Here is a 23,225-nt window from a genome sequence, read left to right as displayed (position 1 = left end):
CGCCGCCCCGCCGGCGCCCGCCCCGCCGACCCCGGCGCCGCCGCCGAGCCCGGCGCCCTCCGCCCCGCCGCCGCAGCCGGCGGAGCCGCCGCCAATGCCGCCGCCGCCGCCGCCTTCGCCCGCGCCGGTCGCGCCGAACCCCACGCCGCCGGCGCCCGCCCCGGCGCGGCCGCAGCCGGCCACGCCGGCCGCACCCGCCCCGCCGGCCCAGGCCGCGGCACCTGCCAATGCGCCGCCGGCGCAGACTGCCGTGCCCCTGCCGCCGCCGCCCGCGCCCGCGCCGCCCACGCCGGTGACGCAGCCGGGCACCGGCTCCACCCCGCCCACCGCGCGGCCGGATGAGCGTTCGACCAGCGTGCTGAACACGCTGGAGCGGCTGCGCCAGCAGCAGGCCGCCAACCGCCCGCCGACGGCCCGCCCCTCCGCCCAGCCGGCGCGCCCGGCCGCGGCCGGCGGCGCGCCCAATGCCACCGATTCCCTGAATGCCGGCGAAAGGGCCGCGATCGGGGAGCGGGTGGGCGAGTGCTGGCGCGTCGACCAGGGCATGCTCGGCCTGTCGGAGATGCGGGTCAGCCTGATCGCCATCGTGGATCGTGAAGGCGTGATCCGAAATGTGCTGCCGGGACCCGAAGGGGTGCCGAGCGAACCGCGCGCTCGTGCGCTATATGAACAGGCGCGGCGCGCCCTGCGCGATCCGGCTTGCAGCCCGCTGCCCGTTCCGCCGGGCCGCCTGCAGGCGGGCGAAAACCGCTTCCAGTTCAATTTCTCGCCGAGGGGATTTCTGCGATGACTCTGCCGGGCTTCGAATTCACGCGCCGCAGGGTGTTCGCTGGTGCCGGGGGCCTGGTTGTCGCCAGCCTGCTGCCCGACTTTGCGCTAGGCCAGGGTGCCGGCCAGACCACCGTCATCGATGTGACGCGGGCGCGCACCGATCCGGTGCCGATCGCCGTGCCGGACATGGCGGGTGCCAGCCCGGATGCGCAGCGCCTCGGCCGTGACATCGCCCGGGTGATCCAGGCCAACCTCCGCAATTCCGGCCTGTTCCGCCCGGTGGACCGCCAGGCCTTCATCCAGACGCCGGAGCTGGCGGCGGCCAATCCGCGCTTCCAGGACTGGCGGGTGATCGGCGCCCATGCGCTGACGACCGGCCGGGTCGAGGAATCCGGCGGCCGCCTGCGCGTCGAGTTCCGGCTGTGGGACGTGCTCGCCGACACCCAGCTGCAGGGCACCGCCTTCACCGCGCCGGCCGCGCAGTGGCGCCGCATCGCGCATCTGATCAGCGACGTGATCTATGAGCGGCTGCTGGGCGAGAAGGGCTATTTCGACACGCAGATCGTCTACATTGCGGAGTCCGGCCCGCGCGACCGCCGCACCCGCCGCATGGCGCTGATGGACCAGGATGGCGAGAACCACCGCTTCCTGACCGATGGCAGCTTCCAGGCCCTGACCCCGCGCTTCCACCCGACGGCGCGCCAGGTCGCCTTCATGTCCTATTTCCGCAACCAGCCGCGGGTCTATCTGTTCAACCTGGACAGCGGCCAGCAGCAGGTGCTGGGCAGCTTTGGCGGCATGACCTTCAGCCCGCGCTTCGCGCCGGATGGGCGCAGCGTGATCCTGTCCGCCAGTCGCGGCGGCGATGCCAATATCTTCGTCGTCGACATCGCCAGCCGGCGCGAAAGGCAGCTGACCTCGGGCGGGTCGCTCGATGTCTCGCCCTGCTATTCGCCGGACGGGACGCAGATCGTCTTCAACTCGGACCGCGGCGGCGACCAGCAGCTCTACGTCATGTCCGCCGATGGCGGCGGGGCGCGGCGCATCTCCTTCGGCAATGGGCGCTACGCCACCCCGGTCTGGTCGCCGCGCGGCGACCTGATCGCCTTCACCCGGATCAGCGGCGGCCAATTCGCCATCGGCGTGATGCGGCCGGATGGTTCGGGCGAGCGGATCCTCAGCGAGGGCTGGTCCATGGAAGGCCCGACCTTCGCGCCGAATGGCCGCGTGCTGGCCTTCTATCGGGAGACGGCGGCGCGGGATGCGCGGGGCGGCGGCTATTCCTCCCGCCTGGCGCAGATCGATATCGCCGGCTTCAACGAGCGGCAGATCGTGACGCCGACCGATGCCTCCGACCCCGCCTGGAGCCCGCTCCTCTCGTAACAAAAGATTGGTAACTGTTTCGGGTGCACCAATAGGGCCGCGGCGGGCGTTTTGCCTTGTTGCTGCCGCACGAATTGTTGACCATACCCCCTGGCCGGACGGTCCCCCGACTCGTCCAATGGCAACCCTGGAAGGATTCCGACTCCGATGAACACCAAGCTCCTCGGCGCGTTCGCCGCCGTGGCCCTGCTCGCTGCCTGCGGCAGCGGCACTGAGCAGTCCTCCGCTGCCACTGGCGGCGGCGCCGAGACCACGGCGAGCGGCCCCCGCCCCGGCAGCCAGGAAGACCTGGTCGCCAATATCGGCGACCGCGTGTTCTTCGACACCGACCGCAGCAGCGTCCGCGCCGACCAGCGCACGGTGCTGGAGCGCCAGGCCGGCTGGCTGGCCCGCTACCCGCAGGTCCAGGTGGCCGTCGAGGGCCATGCCGACGAGCGCGGCACCCGCGAATACAACCTGGCGCTCGGCCAGCGCCGCGCCAATTCGGCGCGCGACGTTCTGGTGGCCAGCGGCGTCGCCCCGGCCCGCATCGCCACCATCTCCTACGGCAAGGACCGCCCGGCCGCCCTCGGCTCCAACGAGCAGGCCTGGTCGCAGAACCGCCGCGCCGTCACGGTGGTGCGCTGAGCCTGCCGGCGGGCCTTCGCCTGAAGGCCCGCCACTCATCAGGGTTCGGAACGCCCCCCGCCCCACCGGGCAGGGGGCGTTCTGCTTTGCTCACGGCACTTTCTTGACCCGGGCCCTGGCCCCGGATGCGGCCGTGCCGTATCGGAAGCCCGCGCCACAGGCATGAAGGAGCCCGCCATGCGCCTCGTCCGATCCGCCCTTCTGGCCCTCGGCCTTTGCACCGCGCTGCTGGCGCCGCCCGCTTTGGCGCAGGTGGAAACGCGCGAGGGCATCGCCCTGCAGAACCAGATCCTGCAACTGCGGCAGGAGGTGGAGATGCTGCGCCGCTCGGGCGCCGGTGCGGCGCCGATGCCGGCGCCCGCCCCCTCCGCCCTGGGCGGCCGCCCCGTGGCACAAGGCGGTGCGCCGCAGGGGGAGCTGGTGGCCGCCCTGCTCGACCGCGTCTCCCGCCTCGAGGAGGAGCTGCGCATCCTGCGCGGCCGCGCCGAGCAATCCGAATTCCGCGAGCGCACGCTGCAGGAACGGCTGGAGAAGCTGGAAGGCGATGTCGATTTCCGCCTGCAGCAGCTGGAGGGCCAGCGCCAGGGCAGCGCCACCCCGCCGGCCCGCCCGCCGGTCGCCGCGGCCACGCCCGGAGCCCCCGCGGCGGCCGCGGCGGCGACGCCCGCCGCCACGCCGCCACGGACGCCGCAGCGCGCCCTGGCCGAGGGCCAGGCGGCGCTCGACCGGCGCAACTGGGCGACCGCCGAGGCCGCGGCGCGGGAGGTGATCGCCTCCCGCGATGCCGCGCGCGCCGCCGATGCGCAGCTCCTGCTCGGCGCCGCCCTGGCCGGGAAGCGGGATTTCGCCGGGGCGGCGGTGGCCTATGACGATGCCTATCGCCGGGCGCCGCAGGGCAGCCGGGCGCCGGAGGCGATGCTGGGCGTCGCCAATGCGCTGATCGGCATGAACAACAACACCGTTGCCTGCGGCCAGCTGAACGACCTGCGCGGACGCTTCCCCGCGCTGCGCGGCCCGGTGGCCGAACGCGTGGCCGATGCCCGCCGCCGTGCCCAATGCCGCTGAGGCCGGCGCCCGAATTGCGTTGACCGTGCCTGACGCGCCGCTCTCGGCGCGGGAATTTTGCGCCTGCATGGCCCCCCTGGGCCCATTCGGCCCCACCCCCACCATCCTGGCCGGTGTCTCCGGCGGACCCCACAGTCTGGCGCTGGCGCTGCTGCTTGCGCGCTGGGTCTTGGCGCGTGGTGGAAGGCTGCTGGCCGGCATCGTGGATCACGGGCTGCGCGCTGAAAGCGCCAAGGAGGCGGCGGACGTCGCCGGATGGCTGGTGGCGCGGGGCATCGAAAGCCGCATCCTGCGGCTCGGCCTGGCCCCCGGCCCCGGCGCCCAGGCGCGGGCGCGGGCTGGAAGGCTGGCGGCGCTGCTGGATCTTGCGACGACGGAAGGGGCCGGCTGGCTGGCACTCGGCCAGCACCGGGCGGACCAGGCGGAGACGCTGCTGCTGCGCGGCCTGGCCGGCAGCGGCGCCGCGGGCCTGGCAGGCATGGCGGCCGCGCGCAGCGCCGGTGCCGCGCTGCTGATCCGCCCGCTGCTCGGCCAGGCGCCGGCGCGGTTGGAGGCGGTGGTGGCCGCCGCGGGACTCGCACCGCTGCGCGACCCCTCCAACGCCGATCCCCGCTTCACCCGCGCCCGGCTGCGCGCGGCGCTGGCCGATGCGGCGGGGCAGGGGCCGGCGGTGGCCGCGCTGGACCAGGCGGCGCGGGCCTTCGCCGCCCGGCGGGCGCGCCAGGCGCAGGTGGTGGCGGCGAGGCTGGCGGTGGCGGTGCAGCTTTCCGAATGGGGTTTCGGCCGACTCGACCTGGCGGCGCTGGGGCGCGATGAGGTGGCCGAGGCGGCGCTCGCCGGCCTGGTCCGGATGGTGGGCGGCGGCGCCTATGCGCCCTCCGAGGCGGCGGTCGGCCGCCTGCTGGCCCAGGGCGCCGGCACGCTGGGCGGGGCGCGGCTGACCCGCCAGGGGCTTCTGCTGCGAGAGGCGGCGGCCATGGCGCCCGCCGTGCCGGCTGTGCCGGGCGCGCTTTGGGACGGGCGGTTCCGACTGGAAGGCCAGCCCCCGCTTGGCCTTTGGCTCGGCCCGCTGGGTCCCGCCGCGGCCAGCCTGCCGCGCCCGGCCTGGCTGCCGGCGGCGGTGGCGGCCACCCTGCCGGCCCTCTGGCGGGCCGATCGGGCTTCTCGCGACACTGTGCTGGCCGAGGTGCCCGCACTCGCCTATTCTGATTTCCAAACCAGCTTCGACATCCGGTTGCGCTTCGCGCCGCTGGGCGGCGCAGGGGGTTGAGCGCAGCATTGCACGCGCCCATCCACGATGTCTCAATGCTCGGGATGGAAGCTGGCGGCGGCGCACCTATCTGTGAGTGCGTAGCGGCCCAACTTGGCGGGCTCTCGAAGTCCAAATTGGGAAGCCCCAAAGGGATGCAAACGTGAACAATTTCGGCCGGAACCTGGCGCTCTGGGTCATCGTGGCGCTGCTGCTGGTGGCGCTGTTCAACCTGTTCCAGCCCTCGGGCGGGGCCAGCCGGACGGCGCAGCAGGTGGCCTATTCGGACTTCCTGAATGAGGTCAACGCCGGACAAGTCCGCGACGTGACCATCCAGGGGCGCACCGTCACCGGCCAGCTGAATGACGGGCGCAGCTTCTCCACCTTCACGCCGGAAGACCCGCAGCTGGTCAGCCGCCTGACGGATAAGGGCGTGCGCGTCGTCGCGCGGCCCGAGGAAAGCGACGTCAACCCGCTGTTCCAGATCCTGATCTCCTGGTTCCCGATGCTGCTGCTCATCGGCGTCTGGATCTTCTTCATGCGCCAGATGCAGGGCGGCGGCGGCCGCGCGATGGGCTTCGGCAAGTCGAAGGCCAAGCTGCTGACCGAGAAGCAGGGGCGCGTCACCTTCGACGACGTGGCGGGCATCGAGGAGGCCAAGTCGGAACTCGAGGAAATCGTCGAATTCCTGCGTGACCCCCAAAAGTTTCAGCGGCTCGGCGGCAAGATCCCGAAGGGCGTGCTGCTGGTGGGCCCGCCGGGTACCGGCAAGACGCTGCTGGCGCGCTCCATCGCCGGCGAGGCGAACGTGCCCTTCTTCACCATCTCGGGCTCCGACTTCGTCGAGATGTTCGTGGGCGTCGGCGCCAGCCGCGTGCGCGACATGTTCGAGCAGGGCAAGAAGAACGCCCCCTGCATCATCTTCATCGACGAAATCGATGCCGTGGGTCGCCACCGCGGCGCCGGCCTCGGCGGCGGCAATGACGAGCGCGAGCAGACGCTGAACCAGATGCTGGTGGAGATGGACGGCTTCGAATCCAACGAAGGCGTCATCATCATCGCGGCCACCAACCGGCCGGACGTGCTGGACCCGGCGCTGCTGCGCCCGGGCCGCTTCGACCGGCAGGTGGTGGTGCCGAACCCCGACGTTAACGGCCGCGAGAAGATTCTGCGTGTCCACATGCGGAAGGTGCCGCTGGCGTCCGACGTGGAGCCGAAGACCATTGCGCGCGGCACGCCGGGCTTCTCCGGCGCCGACCTCGCCAACCTGGTGAACGAGGCGGCGCTGCTCGCGGCCCGCACCGGCCGCCGCACCGTCGGCATGGCGGAGTTCGAGGCGGCCAAGGACAAGGTGATGATGGGTGCGGAGCGCCGCAGCCTCGTCATGTCCGAGGATGAGAAGCGGATGACCGCCTATCACGAGGCGGGCCACGCCCTGGTCGCGATGCACGAGCCGGAATGCGACCCTGTCCACAAGGCCACCATCATCCCGCGCGGCCGCGCGCTGGGCCTGGTGATGTCCCTGCCGGCCGGCGACCGCTACTCGAAGCACAAGTCCAAGATGAAGGCCGAGCTCGCCATGGCGATGGGCGGCCGCGTCGCGGAGGAGCTGATCTTCGGCCCAGACAAGGTCTCCAACGGCGCCTCGGGCGACATCAAGATGGCGACCGACCAGGCCCGCCGCATGGTGACCGAATGGGGCATGTCCGAGAACCTCGGCATGATCGCTTATGGCTCGAACGACCAGGAGGTCTTCCTGGGCCATAGCGTGACCCAGTCGAAGAACCTGTCGGAGGAGACGGCGCGGAAGATCGATGCCGAGATCCGCGCCATCATCGACGCCGCCTATGCCCGCGCCACCAAGGTGCTGTCCGAGAACATCGACGAGCTGCACCTGCTGGCCAAGGGCCTGCTGGAGCACGAGACCATCTCGGGCGATGAGATCAAGCTGATCATCAAGGGCGAGCCGATCGTGCGGGTGCGCCCGGATGAGCCGGTGAACCAGGGCCGCGGCAGCGTGCCCACCAGCGGGCGCCCCACCCCGCGGCCCAATCCGGGCCCGGGCCTGGCGCCGCAGCCGGGGACCTGATCCCGGACGACTGAGACCAGCGAACGGCCCGCGCGAGCGGGCCGTTTTCTTTTGGGGGCGCGTGACGCTTTGCGGCGGGCCCGCCGCGGGGCATCGTCGCCCGCCATCGCAGCGGGGGCCGCGAGTCGTGATCGAAACATGGGTCGAGCCGCTCGGCCTGATCGAGGGCCAAGCCGCCGCCGCCGCCCAGGCGGCGGAGCTGGCGCTGCCGCTGGCGGGCGGGCCGCTGGCTTTCACGCTGGTGCAGCTGATCGGCCCGGATGCGCCCGCCCTGCCGCTGCCGCTATCCGAGGTTCCGGAGGCGTGGCAGCCCCGGGTGCTCGCCCTGACCCGGCCGCTGCCCCGCTTCGCGGGCCTGGAGATGCCGAGCGCCGGCGGCCGGCCGCTGGTCATGGGCATCATCAATGTCACGCCGGACAGTTTCTCGGATGGCGGGCGCGGCATCGCCGAATCCATCGCGGCCGGCCATGCCATGCTCGCAGCCGGGGCGGACCTGCTGGATATCGGCGGCGAATCCACCCGCCCGGGGTCCCAGCCCGTGCCGCCGGAGGAGGAATGCCGCCGCGTGCTGCCGGTGATCCGGGAGCTCGCCAAGGCGGCGACCATCAGCGTGGATACCCGCAACGCCGCCACCATGCTGGCGGCGCTGGAGGCCGGCGCCGAGATCGTCAACGACATCACCGCGCTGCGCCACGATCCCGCGGCGGCGCGGGTGCTGGCGCGGTCGGAGGCCAGCGTCATCCTGATGCATATGCTGGGCGAGGACCCGCGCACCATGCAGCAGGACCCGCGCTACGGCGATGTGGCGCTGGAGGTGGCGCAGTTCCTGGCGGATCGGGTCGCGGCGGCGGAGCGCATGGGGCTGCCGCGGGACCGCCTGGCGGTGGACCCCGGCATCGGCTTCGGCAAGCGCCTGCCGCACAACCTGGCCCTGATCGAGCGCCTGCCGCTGCTGGCCGGAATCGGCTGCCCGATCGTCTTCGGTGCCAGCCGCAAGCGCTTCCTCGGCACGCTTTCCGGCGTGGAAGCGCCCGCGGAACGCGTGCCGGCCTCGGTCGCGGCGGCCCTGGCCGCGGCCTCGCGCGGCGCGGCGCTGCTGCGTGTGCATGACGTGGCGGAGACGGTGCAGGCGCTGGCGGTCTGGCGCGCCCTGTCCGGCGGGGCGGAGGAGGAGGAGGGCTGACGGCGCCGTGTGTGCCTTCACGCGGCGCTTGACGTCGGCGTATACGCTGGTCGAGGCTTCGCCCAACACCGGCCATCACGCCGGCGGTCAAGGGAGCGGGGCATGTCGGAACTCAAGCAGGGTGTTTCGCGGCGGGTGACGCTGGGCGCGGCGCTGGCCGCACCCTTCCTCGGCGGCGTGGCGAGGGCCCAGGGCAGGGGGCCGGTGGTCGGCGTCTCCTGGTCCAACTTCCAGGAGGAGCGCTGGAAGACCGATGAGGCCGCGATCCAGGCGGCGCTGCGCGAAGGGGGCGGCAGCTACCTCTCGGCCGATGCGCAATCCTCCCCGGCCAAGCAGCTGACGGATGTGGAAAGCCTGCTCGCGCGCGGGGCCAAGGCGCTGATCATCCTGGCGCAGGACGCCGCCGCCATCCGCCCCGCCGTGCAGAAGGCGATCGATGAGGGCGTGCCGGTGGTGGCCTATGACCGGCTGATCGAGATGCCGGAGGTCTTCTACCTGACCTTCGACAATGTCGAGGTCGGCCGCATGATGGCGCGCAGCGTCCTGGCGCAGAAGCCGGAGGGCAACTACGCCTTCATCAAGGGCAGCTCCGCCGATCCCAATGCGGATTTCCTGTTCCGCGGCAGCATGGAGGTGCTGAAGCCCCATATGGATTCGGGGCGCATCCGCAATGTGGGGGAGGCCTATACGGATGGCTGGCTGCCCGCCAATGCGCAGCGAAACATGGAGCAGATGCTGACCCGCAACAACAACCGCATCGATGCGGTGGTGGCGGCGAATGACGGCACGGCGGGCGGCGCCATCGCGGCGCTGGCGGCGCAGGGGCTGGCGGGCAGCGTGCCGGTCTCCGGCCAGGATGCGGACCGCGCGGCGCTGAACCGCATCGCCCAGGGTACGCAGACCGTGACCATCTGGAAGGATTCGCGGGACCTCGGGAAGAACGCGGCGGAGATCGCGCTGCGCCTGGCCGGCGGCGCGCGCCTGGCGCAGGTGCCAGGCGCGGTGCAGTGGAACGAGGGGCCGCAGAAGCGCGCGATGACGGCGCGCTTCCTGACGCCGTTGCCGATCACGCGCGACAATCTCGGCCTGATCATCGAGGCGAACTGGGCGCCGCGGGCGGCGGTCTGCCAGGGGGTGCCGGCGGGACGGGTGCAGGCCTGCAACTGAGCATCGCCGGATGCGGCAGCTTGAAATCGATCCGCGGCTGGTCGGCATGCTGGCCGCGCTGGCGGTCATCTGGGTGGGGTTCGACCTGCTCTCGGGCGGCGCCTTCCTGACGCCGCGCAACCTCTGGAACCTCTCGGTCCAGACCGCCTCCATCGGCATCATGGCCTGCGGCATGGTGCTGGTGATCGTGACGCGCAACATCGACCTCTCGGTCGGCGCCATCCTCGGCTTCGTCGGCATGGTGGTGGGCGTGGCCCAGGCGCGCTGGCTGCCGGAGGTGCTGGGGCTGGAGCATCCGGCCACCGCCTTCATCGCGGTCGCGCTCGGCATCGGGGTCGGCGGGCTGATCGGGCTGCTGCAGGGCGGGCTCATCGCCTATCTCGGCATCCCCTCCTTCATCGTCACGCTGGGCGGGCTGCTGGTCTGGCGCGGCAGCGCCTGGTGGGTGACGCAGGGGCAGACGGTGGCGCCGATGGATGGCCGCTTCCGCATGCTGGGCGGCGGGATCCAGGGCGCGATCGGGGCCAATGCCTCCTGGATCCTGGGCGCACTCGCCTGCATCGCCATCATCGCCGGCATGGCGATGCTGCGCCGCCGGCGGCTGGCCTTCGGCTTCCCGGTGCGGCCGGGCTGGGCGGAGGGGCTGCTGATGGGCCTGTCCTGCATGGCGGTGCTGGGCGCCGTGGCGGTGGCGAACGCCTATCCCATCCCCGCCGGCGTGGCGCGACGCATGGCGGAGGCGCAGGGCATCCCCTGGCCGGAGGAGGGGCTCTTCATCGCCCATGGCCTGGCGCTGCCGGTGATCGTGGCGCTCGGCGTCGGCATCGCCATGACGGTGCTGGCCACCCGCACCCGCTTCGGCCGCTATGTCTTCGCCATCGGCGGCAATCCGGAGGCGGCGGAACTGTCGGGCGTGAATACGCGACGGACGCTGATGCTGGTCTTCGGGCTGATGGGGGCGCTGGCCGGGCTCTCGGCCTGTATCGCGACCGCCCGGCTGAATGCGGCGACCAATGCGGCGGGCACGCTGGACGAGCTCTATGTGATCGCCGCGGCGGTGATCGGCGGCACCTCGCTCGCCGGCGGGCTGGGCTCGGTCGCGGGCGCCATGCTGGGCGCGCTGGTGATGCAGTCCTTGCAGTCGGGCATGGTGCTGCTTGGGGTGGATACGCCCCTGCAGAACATCGTCGTGGGGCTGGTGCTGGTCTTCGCCGTCTGGCTGGACGGCGCCTGGCGGAGGCGGCTGAAATGACACCACGACAGGCGTCGGATGACCGCAGGCCCGAAGGGGCCGGAGGTCTGAATCCGCCGCCCAAACCACTTGTGGAAATGCGCGACATCTCCATCGCCTTCGGCGGCATCAAGGCGGTGGATGGCGTCTCCGTCGACCTGATGCCCGGCGAGGTGGTCGCGCTTCTGGGCCACAACGGCGCCGGCAAGTCGACATTGATCAAAATCCTGTCGGGCGCCTATCGCGCCGATGCCGGGGAGATCCTGGTGGAGGGCCAGCCGGCCGAGATCCATTCGCCGCGCGACGCCAAGCGCTACGGGATCGAGACGATCTACCAGACCTTGGCCCTGGCCGATAACGTCGATGCCGCCGCCAATATCTTCCTGGGGCGGGAGATCACGACGCGCTGGGGCATGCTGGACGACGCCACCATGGAATCGGAAACGCGCAAGGTGATGGCGCGGCTCAACCCGAATTTCCGGCGCTTCAAGGAACCGGTCCGCGCCTTGTCCGGCGGCCAGCGGCAGTCCGTCGCCATCGCGCGCGCCATCCATTTCAACGCCCGCATCCTGATCATGGACGAGCCCACCGCCGCGCTCGGCCCGGCCGAGACGGCGCAGGTGGGGGAGCTGGTGCTGCAGCTGAAGGCGCAGGGCATCGGCATCTTCCTGATCAGCCACGATATCCACGACGTCTTCGAACTGGCCGACCGGGTCAGCGTGATGAAGAACGGCCGCCTGGTCGGCAGCGCCCGCACCGCGGATGTCACCAAGGACGAGGTGCTGGGCATGATCATCCTGGGCAAGTGCCCGGAGGGCGCCATCCCGGGGCCGGGCGCCATGGTCACGGGATAATCGGTCACGGGGGCGTAGATTTCAAAGCGGCGCCAGGGCGCTATAAGCGGGACATGACCTTACCGACCCGCAAGCTTTTCGGCACCGATGGCATCCGCGGCACCGCGAACAGGCCGCCCATGGATGCCGGCACCGCGCTGCGCCTCGGCCAGGCGGCCGGGCGCTTCTTCAACCGTGGCACGCACAAGCACCGCGTCGTCATCGGCAAGGATACGCGACTGTCCGGCTATATGCTGGAGCCGGCGATGACGGCGGGCTTCGTCGGCGCGGGGATGGATGTGGTGCTGGTCGGGCCGCTGCCGACGCCGGCCATCGCCATGCTGACCCGCAGCCTACGCTGCGACCTCGGCGTGATGATCTCAGCCAGCCACAACCCGTATGAGGACAATGGCATCAAGCTGTTCGGCCCGGACGGGCTGAAGCTGTCGGACGCCCAGGAAGCCGAGATCGAGGCGCTGATGGATGCGCCGAATTTCCTGGAGACGCTGGCAGCGCCCGGCAAGCTCGGGCGCGCCAGCCGGCTGGACGATGCGCCCGGCCGCTATATCGAGGCCGCCAAGGCCGCCTTCCCGCGCGGCCGCAGCCTGGAAGGGCTGCGCATTGCCGTCGATTGCGCGCATGGCGCCGCCTACAAGGTGGCGCCGACCGTGCTCTGGGAGCTGGGGGCGGAGGTGGTCTCCATCGGCGTGAACCCCGATGGCTTCAACATCAATCGCGATTGCGGCGCGACGGCGCCCCAGAAGCTGGGGGATCTGGTGCGGGAAAGGCGGGCCGATCTCGGCATCGCGCTGGATGGCGATGCGGACCGCCTGGCGCTGTGCGACGAGCAGGGCCGGATCATCGATGGCGACCAGATCCTGGCCACCATCGCCGGCGCCTGGCAGCGGGAGGGCAAGCTGGCCGGCGGCGGCGTGGTCGCCACCGTCATGTCCAACCTGGGGCTGGAGCGGCATCTGGAAGGCCTCGGCCTGAAGCTGCACCGCACCAAGGTCGGCGACCGCTATGTGGGCGAGAAGATGCGGGAGGCCGGCTGCAACCTGGGCGGGGAGCAGTCGGGCCATGTGATCCTGTCCGATTTCGCCACCACGGGCGACGGGCTGTTTGCCGCGCTGCAGGTGCTGTCCCTGCTGGTGGAGGAGAAACGCCCGGCCAGTGAGGTTTGCCGCCGCTTCACCCCGATGCCGCAGCTGCTGGAGAATATCCGCTACACCGGCACCTCGCCGCTCGCCGATGCGGAGGTCTCCAAGGCCATCGCCGCGGCGGGCGAGAAGCTGGGCAATCGCGGCCGCGTGCTGGTGCGTGCCTCCGGCACCGAACCACTGATCCGCGTGATGGCGGAGGCAGAGGACGCCGGCGAGATGCGCCGCACGGTGGCGGAGCTGTCCGCGCTGATCCGCGCCCGCGCCGCGGCGGGCGCCGTGAAGAAGGTGGCTGCCGCCGAATGAGTGCGAAGGGTCGGGTTCTGATTTGCGCCGGGTCGGATTCCGGCGGCGGGGCGGGCATCCAGGGCGATATCAAGACGGTCACCGCGCTGGGTGGCTATGCCGCCACGGCGGTCACGGCGCTGACGGCCCAGAACACGCTCGGAGTGCAGGATGTGATGGGCGTGCCGCCCGATTTCATCCGGCTGCAGATCCGCATGGTGCTGGACGATCTCGGCGCGGATGCCATCAAGACCGGCATGCTGGCCGATGTCGCCACCATCGAGGCGGTCTGCGAGGCGCTGGCCGCGCATGGCGCCGGGATACCGCTGGTGGCGGATCCGGTGATGGTGGCCAAGGGCGGGCATCGGCTGCTGGCGGCGGATGCGGTGGCGACGCTGGTCGAACGCCTGCTGCCCATGGCCGCGCTGATCACGCCGAACCTGCCGGAGGCCGAGGCACTGGTCGGCTTCCCGGTGCAGGATGTGCCCGCCATGCATCGCGCGGCGGAGGCACTGTTGCGGATGGGCGTGCGCGCCGTGCTGGTGAAGGGCGGGCATCTCGACGGCGAAGTGCTGACCGACATTCTGGCCACCGCCGCCGGCACCGAGACTTTCGAAAGCCCCCGCATCGCGGGCACGAGCACGCATGGCACGGGCTGCACCCTGGCCTCCGCCATCGCCTGCGGCCTGGCCCAGGGCATGCCGCTGCGCGACGCCGTGGCCCGCGCCCGCGCCTATGTGCGGGCGGCCATGCGCGCCGCACCCGGGTTTGGGCAAGGACACGGCCCGCTCGGCCATGGCATCACCATGGACCCCGCCCGCCTGGAGACCCTGCCGTGAGGCGCTTCGACTTCGTCACGGTGGACGTCTTCACCGACCGCCGATTCGGCGGCAATCCGCTGGCCGTCTTCCCCGATGCGCGTGGCATGACGGATGCCGAAATGCAGGCGCTGGCCGCCGAGTTCAACCTCAGCGAGACCACCTTCGTGCTGCCGCCCGAAAGGCCCGCGAACACCGCCCGCGTCCGCATCTTCACCCGCCAATACGAAATGCCCTTCGCCGGCCATCCGAATGTCGGCACCGGCTTCGTGCTGCGCGACCGCGCCGTGGGCGGCCTGCTGCGCTTCGAGGAGATCGCCGGCCTGGTCGAGGTGCGGGTGGAGGGGCAGGACACCACCATCGCCGCGCCGCAGCCGCTGACCCTGGACGTGGAACTGCCGCCCGCGCTGATCGCCCGCGCGGCGGGGCTGGCGGAGGCCGATATCGTGACGGCGCGCCACGCGCCGGTGCGTGCCGGCACCGGCAACTTCTTCGTCATCGCCGAGGTGACGCCCGAAGCGCTCACCCGCGCCCAACCGGATTTCGCCGGCTTCCGGGCGGGCTTGGAAGCGGTGCCGCAGCTTGCCAGGCGCTTCGCGCTCTACCTCTATGCGCCGAACGGGACTGCCGTGCGCGCGCGCATGTTCGCGCCGCTCGGCGGCACGGTGGAGGATGCGGCGACCGGCAGCGCCGCCACGCCGCTCGCCGCCTTGCTGCTGAAGCTCTCGGGCGCCGAACAGGGCGCCTGGGACATCACCCAGGGCGTCGAGATGGGCCGGCCGAGCCTGCTGCGCACCACCGCGCGCCGCGCGCCGGACGGCATCCGCGCCACCGTCGGCGGCGGCTGCGTGCCCGTGCTGCGCGGCGAGGTGACGCTGTGAGCGGCACGCGCAAGCCGCGCGCTGCCAAGCCGAAGCAAGCCATCCCGGCCGGCGCCGCGCCGATCGACGCGCCGGCGCTCGCCGTCCCGAGCGCCCCGGCGCCGCCGCCACCCGCCGCACCCGTGGTCGCCGCCGTCCCGGTCCCGCATGCGCCGCCTGGCATCGCGCATCTGCCGCTGCCGCTGCTGGTTCTGCCCATGGGCCTCGGCGGACTCGGCCTCGCCTGGCGGGAGGCCACGGTGAGCCTCGGTGCGCCCGCCGTGCTGGGGGAGGTGGCGCTGCTGCTGGCGGCGCTGGTCTGGCTGGTGGTGGTGGCGGGCCAGGTGGCGCGCGGCTGGCGCTACCCTGACGCCATGCTGGCCGAACTGCGCCACCCGGTCCGCGTCGCCTTCGCGGCGGCGCCGACCGTCGGGCTGATGATCCTGGCGGGCGCCGCCTTCCCCTATGCGCCGCGCCTCGGCGCTGGGCTCTGGTGCCTGTCGGTGGCGCTGCACCTGGTGGTGGCCATGCTGCTGCTGCGCCGGGTGCTGGCCGGGCGAGGGGAGGTGGCGATGCTGGCGCCACCGCTGCTGGTGCCCTTCGTCGGCAATATCCTGGCGCCGGTTATTGGCGCGCGCATGGGCTTTCATGACGCGGCCTGGATGATGTTCGGCGTCGGCACGGTGCTGTGGCTGGCGGTGCTGCCGCTGCTGCTGCACCGGCTGCTGGCCGGCCCGCCCCTGCCGCTGGCCATGAAGCCCAGCATCGCCATCTTCCTGGCCCCGCCCGCCGTGGGGGCGCTGGCGGTGGTGGCCCTGACCGGGCAGCGGGACGAGCTGGCCCTGGCCTTCGCCGGCGTGGCGCTGCTGGTGGCGGCCGCGCTGATCTCCCTGGCGCGGGAGATCGCGCGGGTACCCTTCAGCCTGACCTGGTGGGGCGTCACCTTCCCCTCCGCCGCCTTCGCCGTGATGCTGATAACGCTGGGTTTTCATCCCGTCCTCGGCTGGCTGGCGCTGGCGCTGAACACCGGCCTCACCGTCTGGGTGGCCTGGCGCACGGCGCTGGCCGCGCGCTCCGGCGCCTTCCTGCGGCCCGAGGCGCATTGACCTGATGCTTGCGCGGCCGCCGGCGCGGGTCTAACCCTCGCGGCGGGCCACGCTCCCCCACCGGAGCGCATTCGCTTCTGGAAGGGAGCCGCATATGACCGCCAAGCCGGACCTGCGTCCGAACAATCCCCGATTCTCATCCGGTCCCTGTGCCAAGCGCCCTGGCTGGTCGCTGGCGGCGCTGGACGGCGCGCTGCTCGGGCGCAGCCATCGCGCCAAGGACCCAAAGGCGAAGCTCGCCGAGACCATCGACCTGTCCAAGGCCATCCTCGGGATGCCGAAGGACTGGCGGCTGGGCATCGTGCCGGCCTCCGACACCGGGGCGGTGGAGATGGCGCTGTGGTCGCTGCTCGGGCCGCGCGGCGTCGATATCCTGGCCTGGGAGTCCTTCTCCAAGGATTGGGCGACGGATGTCACCAAGCAGCTGCGCCTGACCGATGTGCGCGTGATCTCGGCCGGCTACGGCCAGCTGCCGGACCTCACGCAGGTCGACAAGGCGCGCGACCTCGTCTTCGTCTGGAACGGCACCACCAGCGGTGTGCGCCTGCCCAATGCCGACTTCATCGCGGATGACCGCGAGGGCCTGGCGATCTGCGATGCCACCTCCGCCGCCTTCGCCATGGAGCTGCCCTGGGCGAAGCTGGATGTGGTGACCTGGTCCTGGCAGAAGGTGCTGGGCGGCGAGGCCGCGCATGGCATGCTGGCGCTGTCGCCGCGCGCCGTCGCCCGCCTCGAATCCCACAAGCCCGCCTGGCCCATGCCGAAGATTTTTCGCATGACCAAGGACGGCAAGCTGAACGAGGGGATCTTCAAGGGCGAGACCATCAACACGCCCTCCATGCTCTGCGTCGAGGATGCGATCGACGGGCTGCGCTGGGCCGAAAGCGTGGGCGGGCTGAAGGGCCTGATCGCGCGGTCGGAGGCGAATCTCGCGGCGATCGCGGACTGGGTCGCCGGCAGCGACTGGGCGGCCTTCCTGGCCGATGACGCGGCGACGCGGTCCTGCACCTCCATCTGCCTGAAGATCGTGGCGCCGTGGTTCACTGCGCTCGATGCCGATGGCCAGGCCGCCGTGGCGAAGAAGCTGTCCGGGATGCTGGAGAAGGAGGGCGTCGCGCTCGACGCCGCCAATTACCGCGACGCCCCGCCGGGCCTGCGCATCTGGGGCGGCGCCACGGTGGAGACCAGCGACATCAAGGCGCTCCTCCCCTGGCTCGACTGGGCTTTTGCGAGCATTGCCGCCGAGCAGAAGGCGACTGCGGCATGAGCGCGGCCCCGAAGGTTCTGATCAGCGACAAGCTCTCGCCGGCGGCCATCGCCATCTTCCAGCGCCGCGGCATCGAGGTGGATTTCAAGCCGGGCCTGAAGCCGGCCGAACTGCGCGAAATCATCGGCAACTACGACGGCCTCGCCATCCGGAGCGCCACCAAGGTGACTCGCGAAGTGCTGGAGGTCGCGTCGCGGCTGAAGGTGGTGGGGCGTGCCGGCATCGGCGTGGACAATGTCGATGTGTCGAGCGCCACCGCGCGCGGCGTCGTCGTGATGAACACGCCGCATGGCAATGCCATCACCACCGCCGAGCACGCCATCGCGATGATCTTCGCCCTCGCCCGGCAGCTGCCCGAGGCCTCGGCCTCCACCAAGGCGGGCAAGTGGGAGAAGAACCGCTTCATGGGCGTCGAGGTCTCCGGCAAGACCCTCGGCCTCATCGGCGCCGGCAATATCGGCAGCATCGTCGCCAATCGCGCGGTGGGGCTGCATATGAAGGTCATCGCCTTCGACCCCTTCCTGTCCGAGAAGCGGGCGGTGGAGCTGGGCGTGGAGAAGGTGGACCTCGACACGCTGGTGGCGCGCGCGGATTTCATCACGCTGCACGCGCCCTATACCGAGCAGACGAAGAACATCCTGAATCGCGAGCGCCTCTTCGCCATGAAGAAGGGCGCGCGCCTGATCAACTGCGCCCGTGGCGGGCTGGTGGATGAGGCGGCGTTGTTCGAGGCACTGCAATCCGGCCACCTTGCCGGCGCCGCGCTCGATGTCTTCGAGACGGAGCCCGCGACGGACAGCCCGCTGTTTGGCCTGGAGAATGTGGTCTGCACCCCGCATCTGGGCGCCGCGACGGCCGAGGCGCAGGAGAATGTGGCGCTGCAGGTGGCCGAGCAGATGAGCGACTTCCTGCTCACCGGCGCCGTCTCCAATGCCATCAACATGCCGAGCGTGACCGCCGAGGAAGCGCCGCGGCTCCGCCCCTACATGGAACTCGCCCGCCTGCTCGGCGCGCTCTCCGGCCAGCTCACGGCAGCCCAAGGCGAGGAGATCAAGGCGATCCACGTCGCCTATGAGGGCCAGGCGGCGGAGCTGAACCAGCGCCCGCTGACGGCGGCCGCGCTGGCCGGCGTGCTGACGCCGATGATGGGCGCGGTGAACATGGTGAACGCCCCCGTGGTGGCGCGGGAACGCGGCATCGAGGTGGCGGAGACGGTGCTGGAGCGCAGTGGCGACTATGCCACGCTGGTCCGCGTCACGGTGGTGACGCAGGCGCTGCGCCGTTCCGTCGCCGGCACGCTGGTTGGCACCGGCAAGCCGCGCCTGGTGGAGATCAAGGACATCGCGGTGGAGGCCGATTTCGCGCCCCACATGCTGTATGTGACCAACCAGGACCGCCCCGGCTTCATCGGCCGCTTCGGCATGACGCTGGCGGATGCGGGCATCAACATCGCCACCTTCCACCTCGGCCGCAATGCGCCCGGGGGGGACGCCATCTGCCTGGTGGGGCTGGATGCGCCGGTGCCGGAACAGGTGCTGGCAACCGTTCGCGCGCTGCCGCTGGTGGTGCGGGCGACGCCGCTGGCCTTCTGAACCGCGTCCCGCCCGGTGGCACAGCCACCGGGCGGTGCGGGATCACTTCGCGGCGCCGGTCAGCGCCTCGCCGAGTTCCTTCATCTGCTCGGCCTTCTTGCCCTCGGCGCGGCTGGCCATCTTGACCGTGCCCTCGCCGAGCGCGCCGACCAGCTTCTTCACCGCCTCGCCGTCGATCTCCTCCGACTGGATCAGCTTCTTCAACTTCTCCAGGTCGCGGATGATGCCCTTGGCACCGGGCGTCTCGACGCTTTCCAGCGTCTTCTCCCAGCCCTCGATGTTCTTCACCGCGGCGCTGATGGTGAAGCCCTTCACCCCCTCGCCGATATGCTTGATGGTCGCTGCGAATTGCGGCATCCGGTTCGTCTCCCGCCGATGCGAGATGCACCGGTCGGGTGAGAAGCGCGTCGCCCGGACCCTGGTTGCGAAAGCATATTTTGGGCAATCGGGGGTTGCGGCGCGGGCAAACGCGCTACGCGAACAATTGGTCCTGCGCATTATGCGCCGCCAGACGCTCCCGCAGCCAGCGTAGCGCCGGCACCGACGTGTCGCGCTTGTGCCATAGCATGCTCACCTCGAAGCGGGGCGCCTCGAAGGGCAGGGGGCTGGTGGTCAGCGCCGCCGCATTGGCGCAGAGCCGCGACAGCCGCAGCGGCAGCGTGGCGACGGCCGGGACGGATTTCAGCAGCAGCGGAATGGCGAGGAAATGCGCGGTGGCCAGGATGCTGCGTCGCGCCAGGCCCTGCGCCTCCAGCGCCGAATCCACGAAGCTCGCGAATTCCCCATGCAGGCTCGGCAGGATATGCGGCAGCCGCGCGAAATCCGCCAACGGCAGCGGCGCAGGCAGACCCAGTCGCGCGCCGTCATACAGGCAGGCATGGCCTTCCTCGTACAGCATGCGGCGTTCCTGCCAGCGGCGCGGCGGCGCAAGCATGCCGAGAGCCAGGTCGATCTCGCCGGCATCCACCGCTTCGGGCGCGCTGCGCCGGTTCACCGGCTGCACCGCCAGGCCGATGTCCCAGCCCGCTTCGGCGATCTCCGTCACCAGGCCGCGCAGCAGCACGGAAGCGGCGTAGTCGCCGGCGCCGATTCGGAACTCGGTGCGGCGGGCGGCGGGGTCGAAGGATGCCTCCGCCGCCGGCTGCAGGGCGCGTGTCGCTAGCAGCAGTGCCTCCCTCACCGGTTCTGCCAGACGCTGCGCGCGGGCCGTGGGTTCCAGCCCGCTGGCACTGCGAACGAACAGCGCGTCCCCGGTTGCCGCCCGCAGCCGCGCCAGGCCGTGGCTGACAGCGGATTGCCCGATGCCCAGCCTTGCCGCGGCGCGGGATGCGCTGCGGGTTTCCATCACGGCGTCGAAGACCTTCAGCAGATTGAGGTCCAGCCCCGAATTATGAATCAGCCTCATGTGGATATCGGCCCGGCTGCGGATTGTTCATCGCCATTGCCGGCAAACATGCCTGTCCGACAACAAGAACCTGCAGGCATCCCGCATGACCGCATCAACGCCCCGCTGCGTGATCCTGGGCTACGGCCCGGGCCTTGGCGCCGCGCTTGCCAGCCGCTTCGCCGCCGGCGGCTACCGGGTTCTCGGCCTGGCGCGGGACCCGTCGCGGCACGCCGCGGCGGAGATCGAGCTGCGCGCCGCGGATGCCGCCGACCCGGCCTCGCTGGCCGCGGCGCTGGAAGGGACGGTGGATGTGCTGATCCACAATGCCTACCGCGCCACCATGGCCGCACCCGGACCTTCCGCGCTGTCGCCACAGGATCTGGCCAGGGATTTCGCGGTGAATGTCGGTGGCGCCCTGGCGGCCGCCCAGGCGGTGCTGCCGGGCATGCGGCGGGCCGGGCGCGGGTCCATCCTGTTCACCGGCGGCGGCCTGGCGCTGGACCCCACGGGCTGGCTGCCGGCCGCTTCGCTCGCCATCGGCAAGGCCGGGCTGCGCAGCCTGGCGCAAACGCTGCATGCCGAACTGGCGCCCGCCGGCATCCATGCCGGCACCGTCACCGTGGCGGGCACGATCGCCCCCGGCACCGGCTTCGATCCGGCGCGCATCGCGGAGGCCTTCTGGTCCCTGCACCAGGACCCGCCCGGCGCCTTCCGCGCCGAGATCATCTTCCAGGGCTGAGGAGGCCAAGATGTTCACACGTCGCAGACTGGCGCTGGCAACCGGGGCGCTTTCCGTCCTCGGGCTGTCGGGCGCCCGGGCCTACACGCCCGGGGCGGGGCTGGAGGTGGCGAAATACGATCGGCCCGGCGAGGGTTCGGTCAATTCCTTCCTGCTGCTCGGCCCGCGTTCCCTGGTCATCGTCGACTGCCAGCGCACCGCGGTGGAGGCCGCGCAGGTGGTCGCCCATGCGCGCGGAACCGGCCTGCCGGTGGAGGCCATCTTCCTGTCGCACGAACATGCCGATCATGTGACGGGTCTCGAGGTGGTTCGCCGCGCCTTCCCGGAGGCGCCGATCCTGGCCGGGGAAGGGACGCGGGATTACATCGCCCGCAACGGTGCCGCGCTGATCAGCCAGATGCAGGGCTTCTTTCCAGGCCGCGTGCCGGACCGCCTGCCGGTGCCGACGCGCGTGCTGCGGCCGGATGAGCGCATCACGCTGGCCGGTGCCGAATGGCGGGTCGACCAGCTCGGCCGCGGCGAGGCCAGCGGCATGACGCTGCTCTATTCCGAGGCGAACGACCTGCTGGTGACCGCCGATCTCTGCGGCAACCGCGCCACGCCCTGGCTGCTGGATGGCCATGTGCTGGACTGGATCGCGCAGCTGGAAGCGGCGCTGCCGCGCTATGCCGGCGTGGGCACGGCGCTGCCTGGCCATGGCGCCGCCGCGCCGGCCGGCGTGCTGATCCGCGAGCAGCTGGACTACCTCCGCAGCATGGAGCGTGCGGTGCGCGCCGAGCTCGCCGTCGCGACGCCCCTGACGCCGGAGGCCGCGCGGCGCATCGCCGCGATGATGGCGGCGCGCTACCCGGGCTTTCCGCGCGTGGCGCCGATGCCGAACCTGGTCGAACTGAATGCCGCCGCCCTGGCGCGCGAGATCACCGGAGGCTGATGCCATGCTGCAGAGACGCCTTTTCCTCGCTTTGGCGCCGGCCACCCTTCTGGGGCGCCCCGTCTCGGCCCAGCCCGCGCCGGATATCCTGGCGCGCTTCCCGCACGGCACCTTCCTGGAGAACCTGGTGGTGGAGCCGGGCGGGCGGGTGCTGTTCACCAACTACTTCGCCCGCCGCATCGAATCCTGGTCGGAAGGCGGCGGCGCGGCGGCCTGGGCGGAGGTGCCGGTGCATCCGGTCAGCCTGACGCCGCTGGGCGATGGGCGGCAGGCGCTGGCGGCGCATGGCGCCTCCTTCCTCGGCGGGCCGGCGGCGCTGCGGGGCAGCGGGCTGGTGCTGCTGCTGGCCGCAGATGGCAGCACCCAGCGCCGCATCCCGCTGCCGGAGGCGATCTTCCCCAATGGCGGCCTGCTGCTGGCACCCGGCCGCCTGCTGCTGGCCGACAGTGCGCTGGGGCGGATCTGGGCCATCGACATCGATGCCGGCACGGTGACGCCCTGGCTGGACCATCCGCTGCTGGCGCCGGTGGCCGGGCGCGGCGGGCCGGGCGTGAATGGGCTGAAGCGGCAGGGCGATGCGCTGCTGATCTCCAATTCCGCCACCCGACAGCTGCTGCGACTGCGGCTGGCCGGCGGCGCGCCATCCGGTGCGCCGGAGGTGGTGGCGCAGATGACGGGCGGTGTGGATGATTTCGTGGTCGCCGCCGATGGCACGGTCTATGCGGCCACCCATGCGACCGGCCTGGCGCGCCTGGCGCCCGGCGCCAGCGCGCCGGAGACCATTCCGGCGCCAGGCGTGGAGGGCAGCACCGCGGTGGCGCTGACGCCGGATGGGCGCGCGCTTTATGCGCTGGGTACCGGCGGCCTGACTTCGGGCGGGCAGGGGGAGGCGGTGCTGGCCCGCCTGCGCATCGCCTGACCCTTCCCGGGCCGGCTCAGCTGCTGCGCGGGCCGCCATCCAGCCGGCGGATCTCGGCATAGGCCGCCGCCGCGGCCTCCGCCACGCGCGGCAGGCGGGGCAGGGCGGCCAGCCGGGCCAGCGTCGCCTGCGGGCCCAGCGGGAAGTCCGCCCCGGTCAGCGCCGCCTCCGCCCGCGCTGGCCGGCCCTGGTCCAGCGCCAGGGCGGCGTCGCGAAGGGCTGCGATGACGGAGGCGGGCGGCGCCTCCGGGCTGATGCCGATGGCCTGGCGAAGTTCCGCCACCCCCTGGCCGGTCGCATGCAAGGCGGGGCCGGAGGCCTCGTGCCGGTAGCGCGGGTCGGTCCGCAACGCATCCGCCACCACCTCCAGCTGCACGGCCGCCCGCGCCGCCTGGGCGGGATTGCCGGCGAGGCGGGAGGTATCGGCCAGCCACCAGGGGGCGGAGAGCGCGGCGCCGCGCACCGGGTCGCCGAAGCCGCCCAGGTGTTGCGCCGCAGGATCGGCGCAGGCGGTGGCCAGAAGAAGCGGCAGGAGGGCAAGGCGCATGGCCCGATCCTGCAGG

The 23,225-nt window shown here is 71.8% G+C and carries 22 protein-coding genes; 19 read left to right on the top strand and 3 right to left on the bottom strand.

All coding sequences use genetic code 11. The features are described from left to right. From J3S20_RS26525 to serA, 16 genes are all read left to right on the top strand, one after another. Positions 1-790 (top strand): hypothetical protein (locus tag J3S20_RS26525; RefSeq protein WP_216839945.1); only part of this gene is annotated, 790 nt, incomplete at its 5' end. Continuing rightward, entirely contained in the window at positions 787-2,154 is a 1,368-nt protein-coding gene (gene tolB, locus J3S20_RS26520; protein ID WP_216839944.1) for a Tol-Pal system beta propeller repeat protein TolB, read from the top strand. The genes J3S20_RS26525 and tolB, both read left to right, overlap by 4 nt. 147 nt (positions 2,155-2,301) lie before the next feature. Next, positions 2,302-2,781: a peptidoglycan-associated lipoprotein Pal gene (gene pal / locus J3S20_RS26515; RefSeq protein WP_216839943.1), complete on the top strand. Its 480-nt coding sequence runs from the start codon at positions 2,302-2,304 to the stop codon at positions 2,779-2,781. A 177-nt stretch (positions 2,782-2,958) separates the two neighbouring features. Then, positions 2,959-3,846 (top strand): tol-pal system YbgF family protein, encoded by an 888-nt coding sequence (locus J3S20_RS26510; protein WP_216839942.1) that lies wholly within the window; start codon positions 2,959-2,961, stop codon positions 3,844-3,846. A gap of 67 nt (positions 3,847-3,913) precedes the next feature. Beyond that, on the top strand, positions 3,914-5,116 hold the full coding sequence (gene tilS, locus J3S20_RS26505) for a tRNA lysidine(34) synthetase TilS (RefSeq protein ID WP_216839941.1): 1,203 nt from the start codon (positions 3,914-3,916) through the stop codon (positions 5,114-5,116). Positions 5,117-5,258: 142 nt separating this feature from the next. Continuing rightward, on the top strand, positions 5,259-7,184 hold the full coding sequence (gene ftsH / locus J3S20_RS26500; RefSeq protein ID WP_216839940.1) for an ATP-dependent zinc metalloprotease FtsH: 1,926 nt from the start codon (positions 5,259-5,261) through the stop codon (positions 7,182-7,184). A 127-nt stretch (positions 7,185-7,311) separates the two neighbouring features. Continuing rightward, positions 7,312-8,367: a dihydropteroate synthase gene (gene folP, locus J3S20_RS26495; protein ID WP_216839939.1), complete on the top strand. Its 1,056-nt coding sequence runs from the start codon at positions 7,312-7,314 to the stop codon at positions 8,365-8,367. A gap of 102 nt (positions 8,368-8,469) precedes the next feature. Then, positions 8,470-9,534, top strand: a complete 1,065-nt coding sequence (gene xylF / locus J3S20_RS26490; RefSeq protein ID WP_216839938.1) for a D-xylose ABC transporter substrate-binding protein — start codon at positions 8,470-8,472, stop codon at positions 9,532-9,534. A 10-nt stretch (positions 9,535-9,544) separates the two neighbouring features. Further along, on the top strand, positions 9,545-10,786 hold the full coding sequence (locus J3S20_RS26485; protein ID WP_216839937.1) for a sugar ABC transporter permease: 1,242 nt from the start codon (positions 9,545-9,547) through the stop codon (positions 10,784-10,786). A 77-nt stretch (positions 10,787-10,863) separates the two neighbouring features. Next, positions 10,864-11,619 carry an ATP-binding cassette domain-containing protein gene (locus J3S20_RS26480; RefSeq protein WP_216839935.1) on the top strand — a complete coding sequence of 252 codons (756 nt, stop codon included), beginning with the start codon at positions 10,864-10,866 and terminating at the stop codon, positions 11,617-11,619. Between the two features lie 53 nt (positions 11,620-11,672). Continuing rightward, positions 11,673-13,064 (top strand): phosphoglucosamine mutase, encoded by a 1,392-nt coding sequence (gene glmM, locus J3S20_RS26475; protein WP_216839934.1) that lies wholly within the window; start codon positions 11,673-11,675, stop codon positions 13,062-13,064. After that, positions 13,061-13,882, top strand: coding sequence for a bifunctional hydroxymethylpyrimidine kinase/phosphomethylpyrimidine kinase (gene thiD / locus J3S20_RS26470; protein ID WP_216839933.1), 822 nt, complete (start codon positions 13,061-13,063; stop codon positions 13,880-13,882). The genes glmM and thiD overlap by 4 nt, the downstream gene beginning before the upstream one ends. After that, positions 13,879-14,742, top strand: coding sequence for a PhzF family phenazine biosynthesis protein (locus J3S20_RS26465; RefSeq protein WP_216839932.1), 864 nt, complete (start codon positions 13,879-13,881; stop codon positions 14,740-14,742). Before thiD ends, J3S20_RS26465 begins: the two co-directional genes overlap by 4 nt. Then, positions 14,739-15,827, top strand: coding sequence for an SLAC1 family transporter (locus J3S20_RS26460; protein ID WP_216839931.1), 1,089 nt, complete (start codon positions 14,739-14,741; stop codon positions 15,825-15,827). Before J3S20_RS26465 ends, J3S20_RS26460 begins: the two co-directional genes overlap by 4 nt. 94 nt (positions 15,828-15,921) lie before the next feature. After that, positions 15,922-17,094, top strand: coding sequence for a phosphoserine transaminase (locus J3S20_RS26455; RefSeq protein WP_216839930.1), 1,173 nt, complete (start codon positions 15,922-15,924; stop codon positions 17,092-17,094). After that, a complete protein-coding gene (serA, locus tag J3S20_RS26450; RefSeq protein WP_216839929.1) occupies positions 17,091-18,686 on the top strand; it encodes a phosphoglycerate dehydrogenase in 1,596 nt (531 codons plus the stop codon). The genes J3S20_RS26455 and serA overlap by 4 nt, the downstream gene beginning before the upstream one ends. A 42-nt stretch (positions 18,687-18,728) precedes the next feature. On the opposite strand, the gene J3S20_RS26445 is transcribed toward serA, so the two are convergent. Together J3S20_RS26445 and J3S20_RS26440 are read right to left on the bottom strand one after the other, a co-directional pair. Beyond that, positions 18,729-19,043 (bottom strand): hypothetical protein, encoded by a 315-nt coding sequence (locus J3S20_RS26445; RefSeq protein WP_216839928.1) that lies wholly within the window; start codon positions 19,041-19,043, stop codon positions 18,729-18,731. Positions 19,044-19,158: 115 nt separating this feature from the next. Further along, entirely contained in the window at positions 19,159-20,091 is a 933-nt protein-coding gene (locus J3S20_RS26440) for a LysR substrate-binding domain-containing protein (protein WP_216839927.1), read from the bottom strand. Between the two features lie 85 nt (positions 20,092-20,176). On the opposite strand from J3S20_RS26440, the gene J3S20_RS26435 reads away from it, so the two are divergent. Genes J3S20_RS26435 through J3S20_RS26425 form a run of 3 tightly spaced genes read left to right on the top strand, consistent with a single transcriptional unit; the run spans position 20,177 to position 22,662 of the window. Continuing rightward, on the top strand, positions 20,177-20,812 hold the full coding sequence (locus J3S20_RS26435; RefSeq protein WP_216839926.1) for an SDR family oxidoreductase: 636 nt from the start codon (positions 20,177-20,179) through the stop codon (positions 20,810-20,812). Positions 20,813-20,822: 10 nt separating this feature from the next. Next, complete coding sequence (locus J3S20_RS26430) at positions 20,823-21,743, top strand: MBL fold metallo-hydrolase (protein ID WP_216839925.1); 921 nt, start codon at positions 20,823-20,825, stop codon at positions 21,741-21,743. 4 nt (positions 21,744-21,747) lie between these two features. After that, the gene (locus J3S20_RS26425) at positions 21,748-22,662 is read left to right on the top strand and encodes an SMP-30/gluconolactonase/LRE family protein (RefSeq protein ID WP_216839924.1); all 915 of its coding nucleotides are present in this window, start codon (positions 21,748-21,750) and stop codon (positions 22,660-22,662) included. 16 nt (positions 22,663-22,678) lie between these two features. Here the strand turns inward: J3S20_RS26425 and J3S20_RS26420 are convergent, their stop codons facing one another. Continuing rightward, on the bottom strand, positions 22,679-23,209 hold the full coding sequence (locus J3S20_RS26420; RefSeq protein ID WP_216839923.1) for a hypothetical protein: 531 nt from the start codon (positions 23,207-23,209) through the stop codon (positions 22,679-22,681). Positions 23,210-23,225: the final 16 nt, after the last annotated feature.

This window comes from Falsiroseomonas tokyonensis, assembly GCF_019024325.1.
Taxonomy (GTDB): domain Bacteria; phylum Pseudomonadota; class Alphaproteobacteria; order Acetobacterales; family Acetobacteraceae; genus Falsiroseomonas; species Falsiroseomonas tokyonensis.
Note: the sequence above shows the minus strand (reverse complement) of the source record. Positions and strands in the feature narration are given on the sequence as shown.

What these genes read in the sequence shown, in the direction of transcription:
- J3S20_RS26440 (WP_216839927.1), bottom strand. Translation starts at nt 20,091, where the DNA reads ATGAGGCTGATTCATAATTCGGGGCTGGACCTCAATCTGCTGAAGGTC.
- J3S20_RS26425 (WP_216839924.1), top strand. Translation starts at nt 21,748, where the DNA reads ATGCTGCAGAGACGCCTTTTCCTCGCTTTGGCGCCGGCCACCCTTCTG.
- J3S20_RS26435 (WP_216839926.1), top strand. Translation starts at nt 20,177, where the DNA reads ATGACCGCATCAACGCCCCGCTGCGTGATCCTGGGCTACGGCCCGGGC.
- pal (WP_216839943.1), top strand. Translation starts at nt 2,302, where the DNA reads ATGAACACCAAGCTCCTCGGCGCGTTCGCCGCCGTGGCCCTGCTCGCT.
- J3S20_RS26430 (WP_216839925.1), top strand. Translation starts at nt 20,823, where the DNA reads ATGTTCACACGTCGCAGACTGGCGCTGGCAACCGGGGCGCTTTCCGTC.
- serA (WP_216839929.1), top strand. Translation starts at nt 17,091, where the DNA reads ATGAGCGCGGCCCCGAAGGTTCTGATCAGCGACAAGCTCTCGCCGGCG.
- J3S20_RS26420 (WP_216839923.1), bottom strand. Translation starts at nt 23,209, where the DNA reads ATGCGCCTTGCCCTCCTGCCGCTTCTTCTGGCCACCGCCTGCGCCGAT.
- tolB (WP_216839944.1), top strand. Translation starts at nt 787, where the DNA reads ATGACTCTGCCGGGCTTCGAATTCACGCGCCGCAGGGTGTTCGCTGGT.
- J3S20_RS26480 (WP_216839935.1), top strand. Translation starts at nt 10,864, where the DNA reads ATGCGCGACATCTCCATCGCCTTCGGCGGCATCAAGGCGGTGGATGGC.
- glmM (WP_216839934.1), top strand. Translation starts at nt 11,673, where the DNA reads ATGACCTTACCGACCCGCAAGCTTTTCGGCACCGATGGCATCCGCGGC.
- J3S20_RS26510 (WP_216839942.1), top strand. Translation starts at nt 2,959, where the DNA reads ATGCGCCTCGTCCGATCCGCCCTTCTGGCCCTCGGCCTTTGCACCGCG.
- tilS (WP_216839941.1), top strand. Translation starts at nt 3,914, where the DNA reads ATGGCCCCCCTGGGCCCATTCGGCCCCACCCCCACCATCCTGGCCGGT.
- xylF (WP_216839938.1), top strand. Translation starts at nt 8,470, where the DNA reads ATGTCGGAACTCAAGCAGGGTGTTTCGCGGCGGGTGACGCTGGGCGCG.
- J3S20_RS26455 (WP_216839930.1), top strand. Translation starts at nt 15,922, where the DNA reads ATGACCGCCAAGCCGGACCTGCGTCCGAACAATCCCCGATTCTCATCC.
- thiD (WP_216839933.1), top strand. Translation starts at nt 13,061, where the DNA reads ATGAGTGCGAAGGGTCGGGTTCTGATTTGCGCCGGGTCGGATTCCGGC.
- J3S20_RS26485 (WP_216839937.1), top strand. Translation starts at nt 9,545, where the DNA reads ATGCGGCAGCTTGAAATCGATCCGCGGCTGGTCGGCATGCTGGCCGCG.
- J3S20_RS26445 (WP_216839928.1), bottom strand. Translation starts at nt 19,043, where the DNA reads ATGCCGCAATTCGCAGCGACCATCAAGCATATCGGCGAGGGGGTGAAG.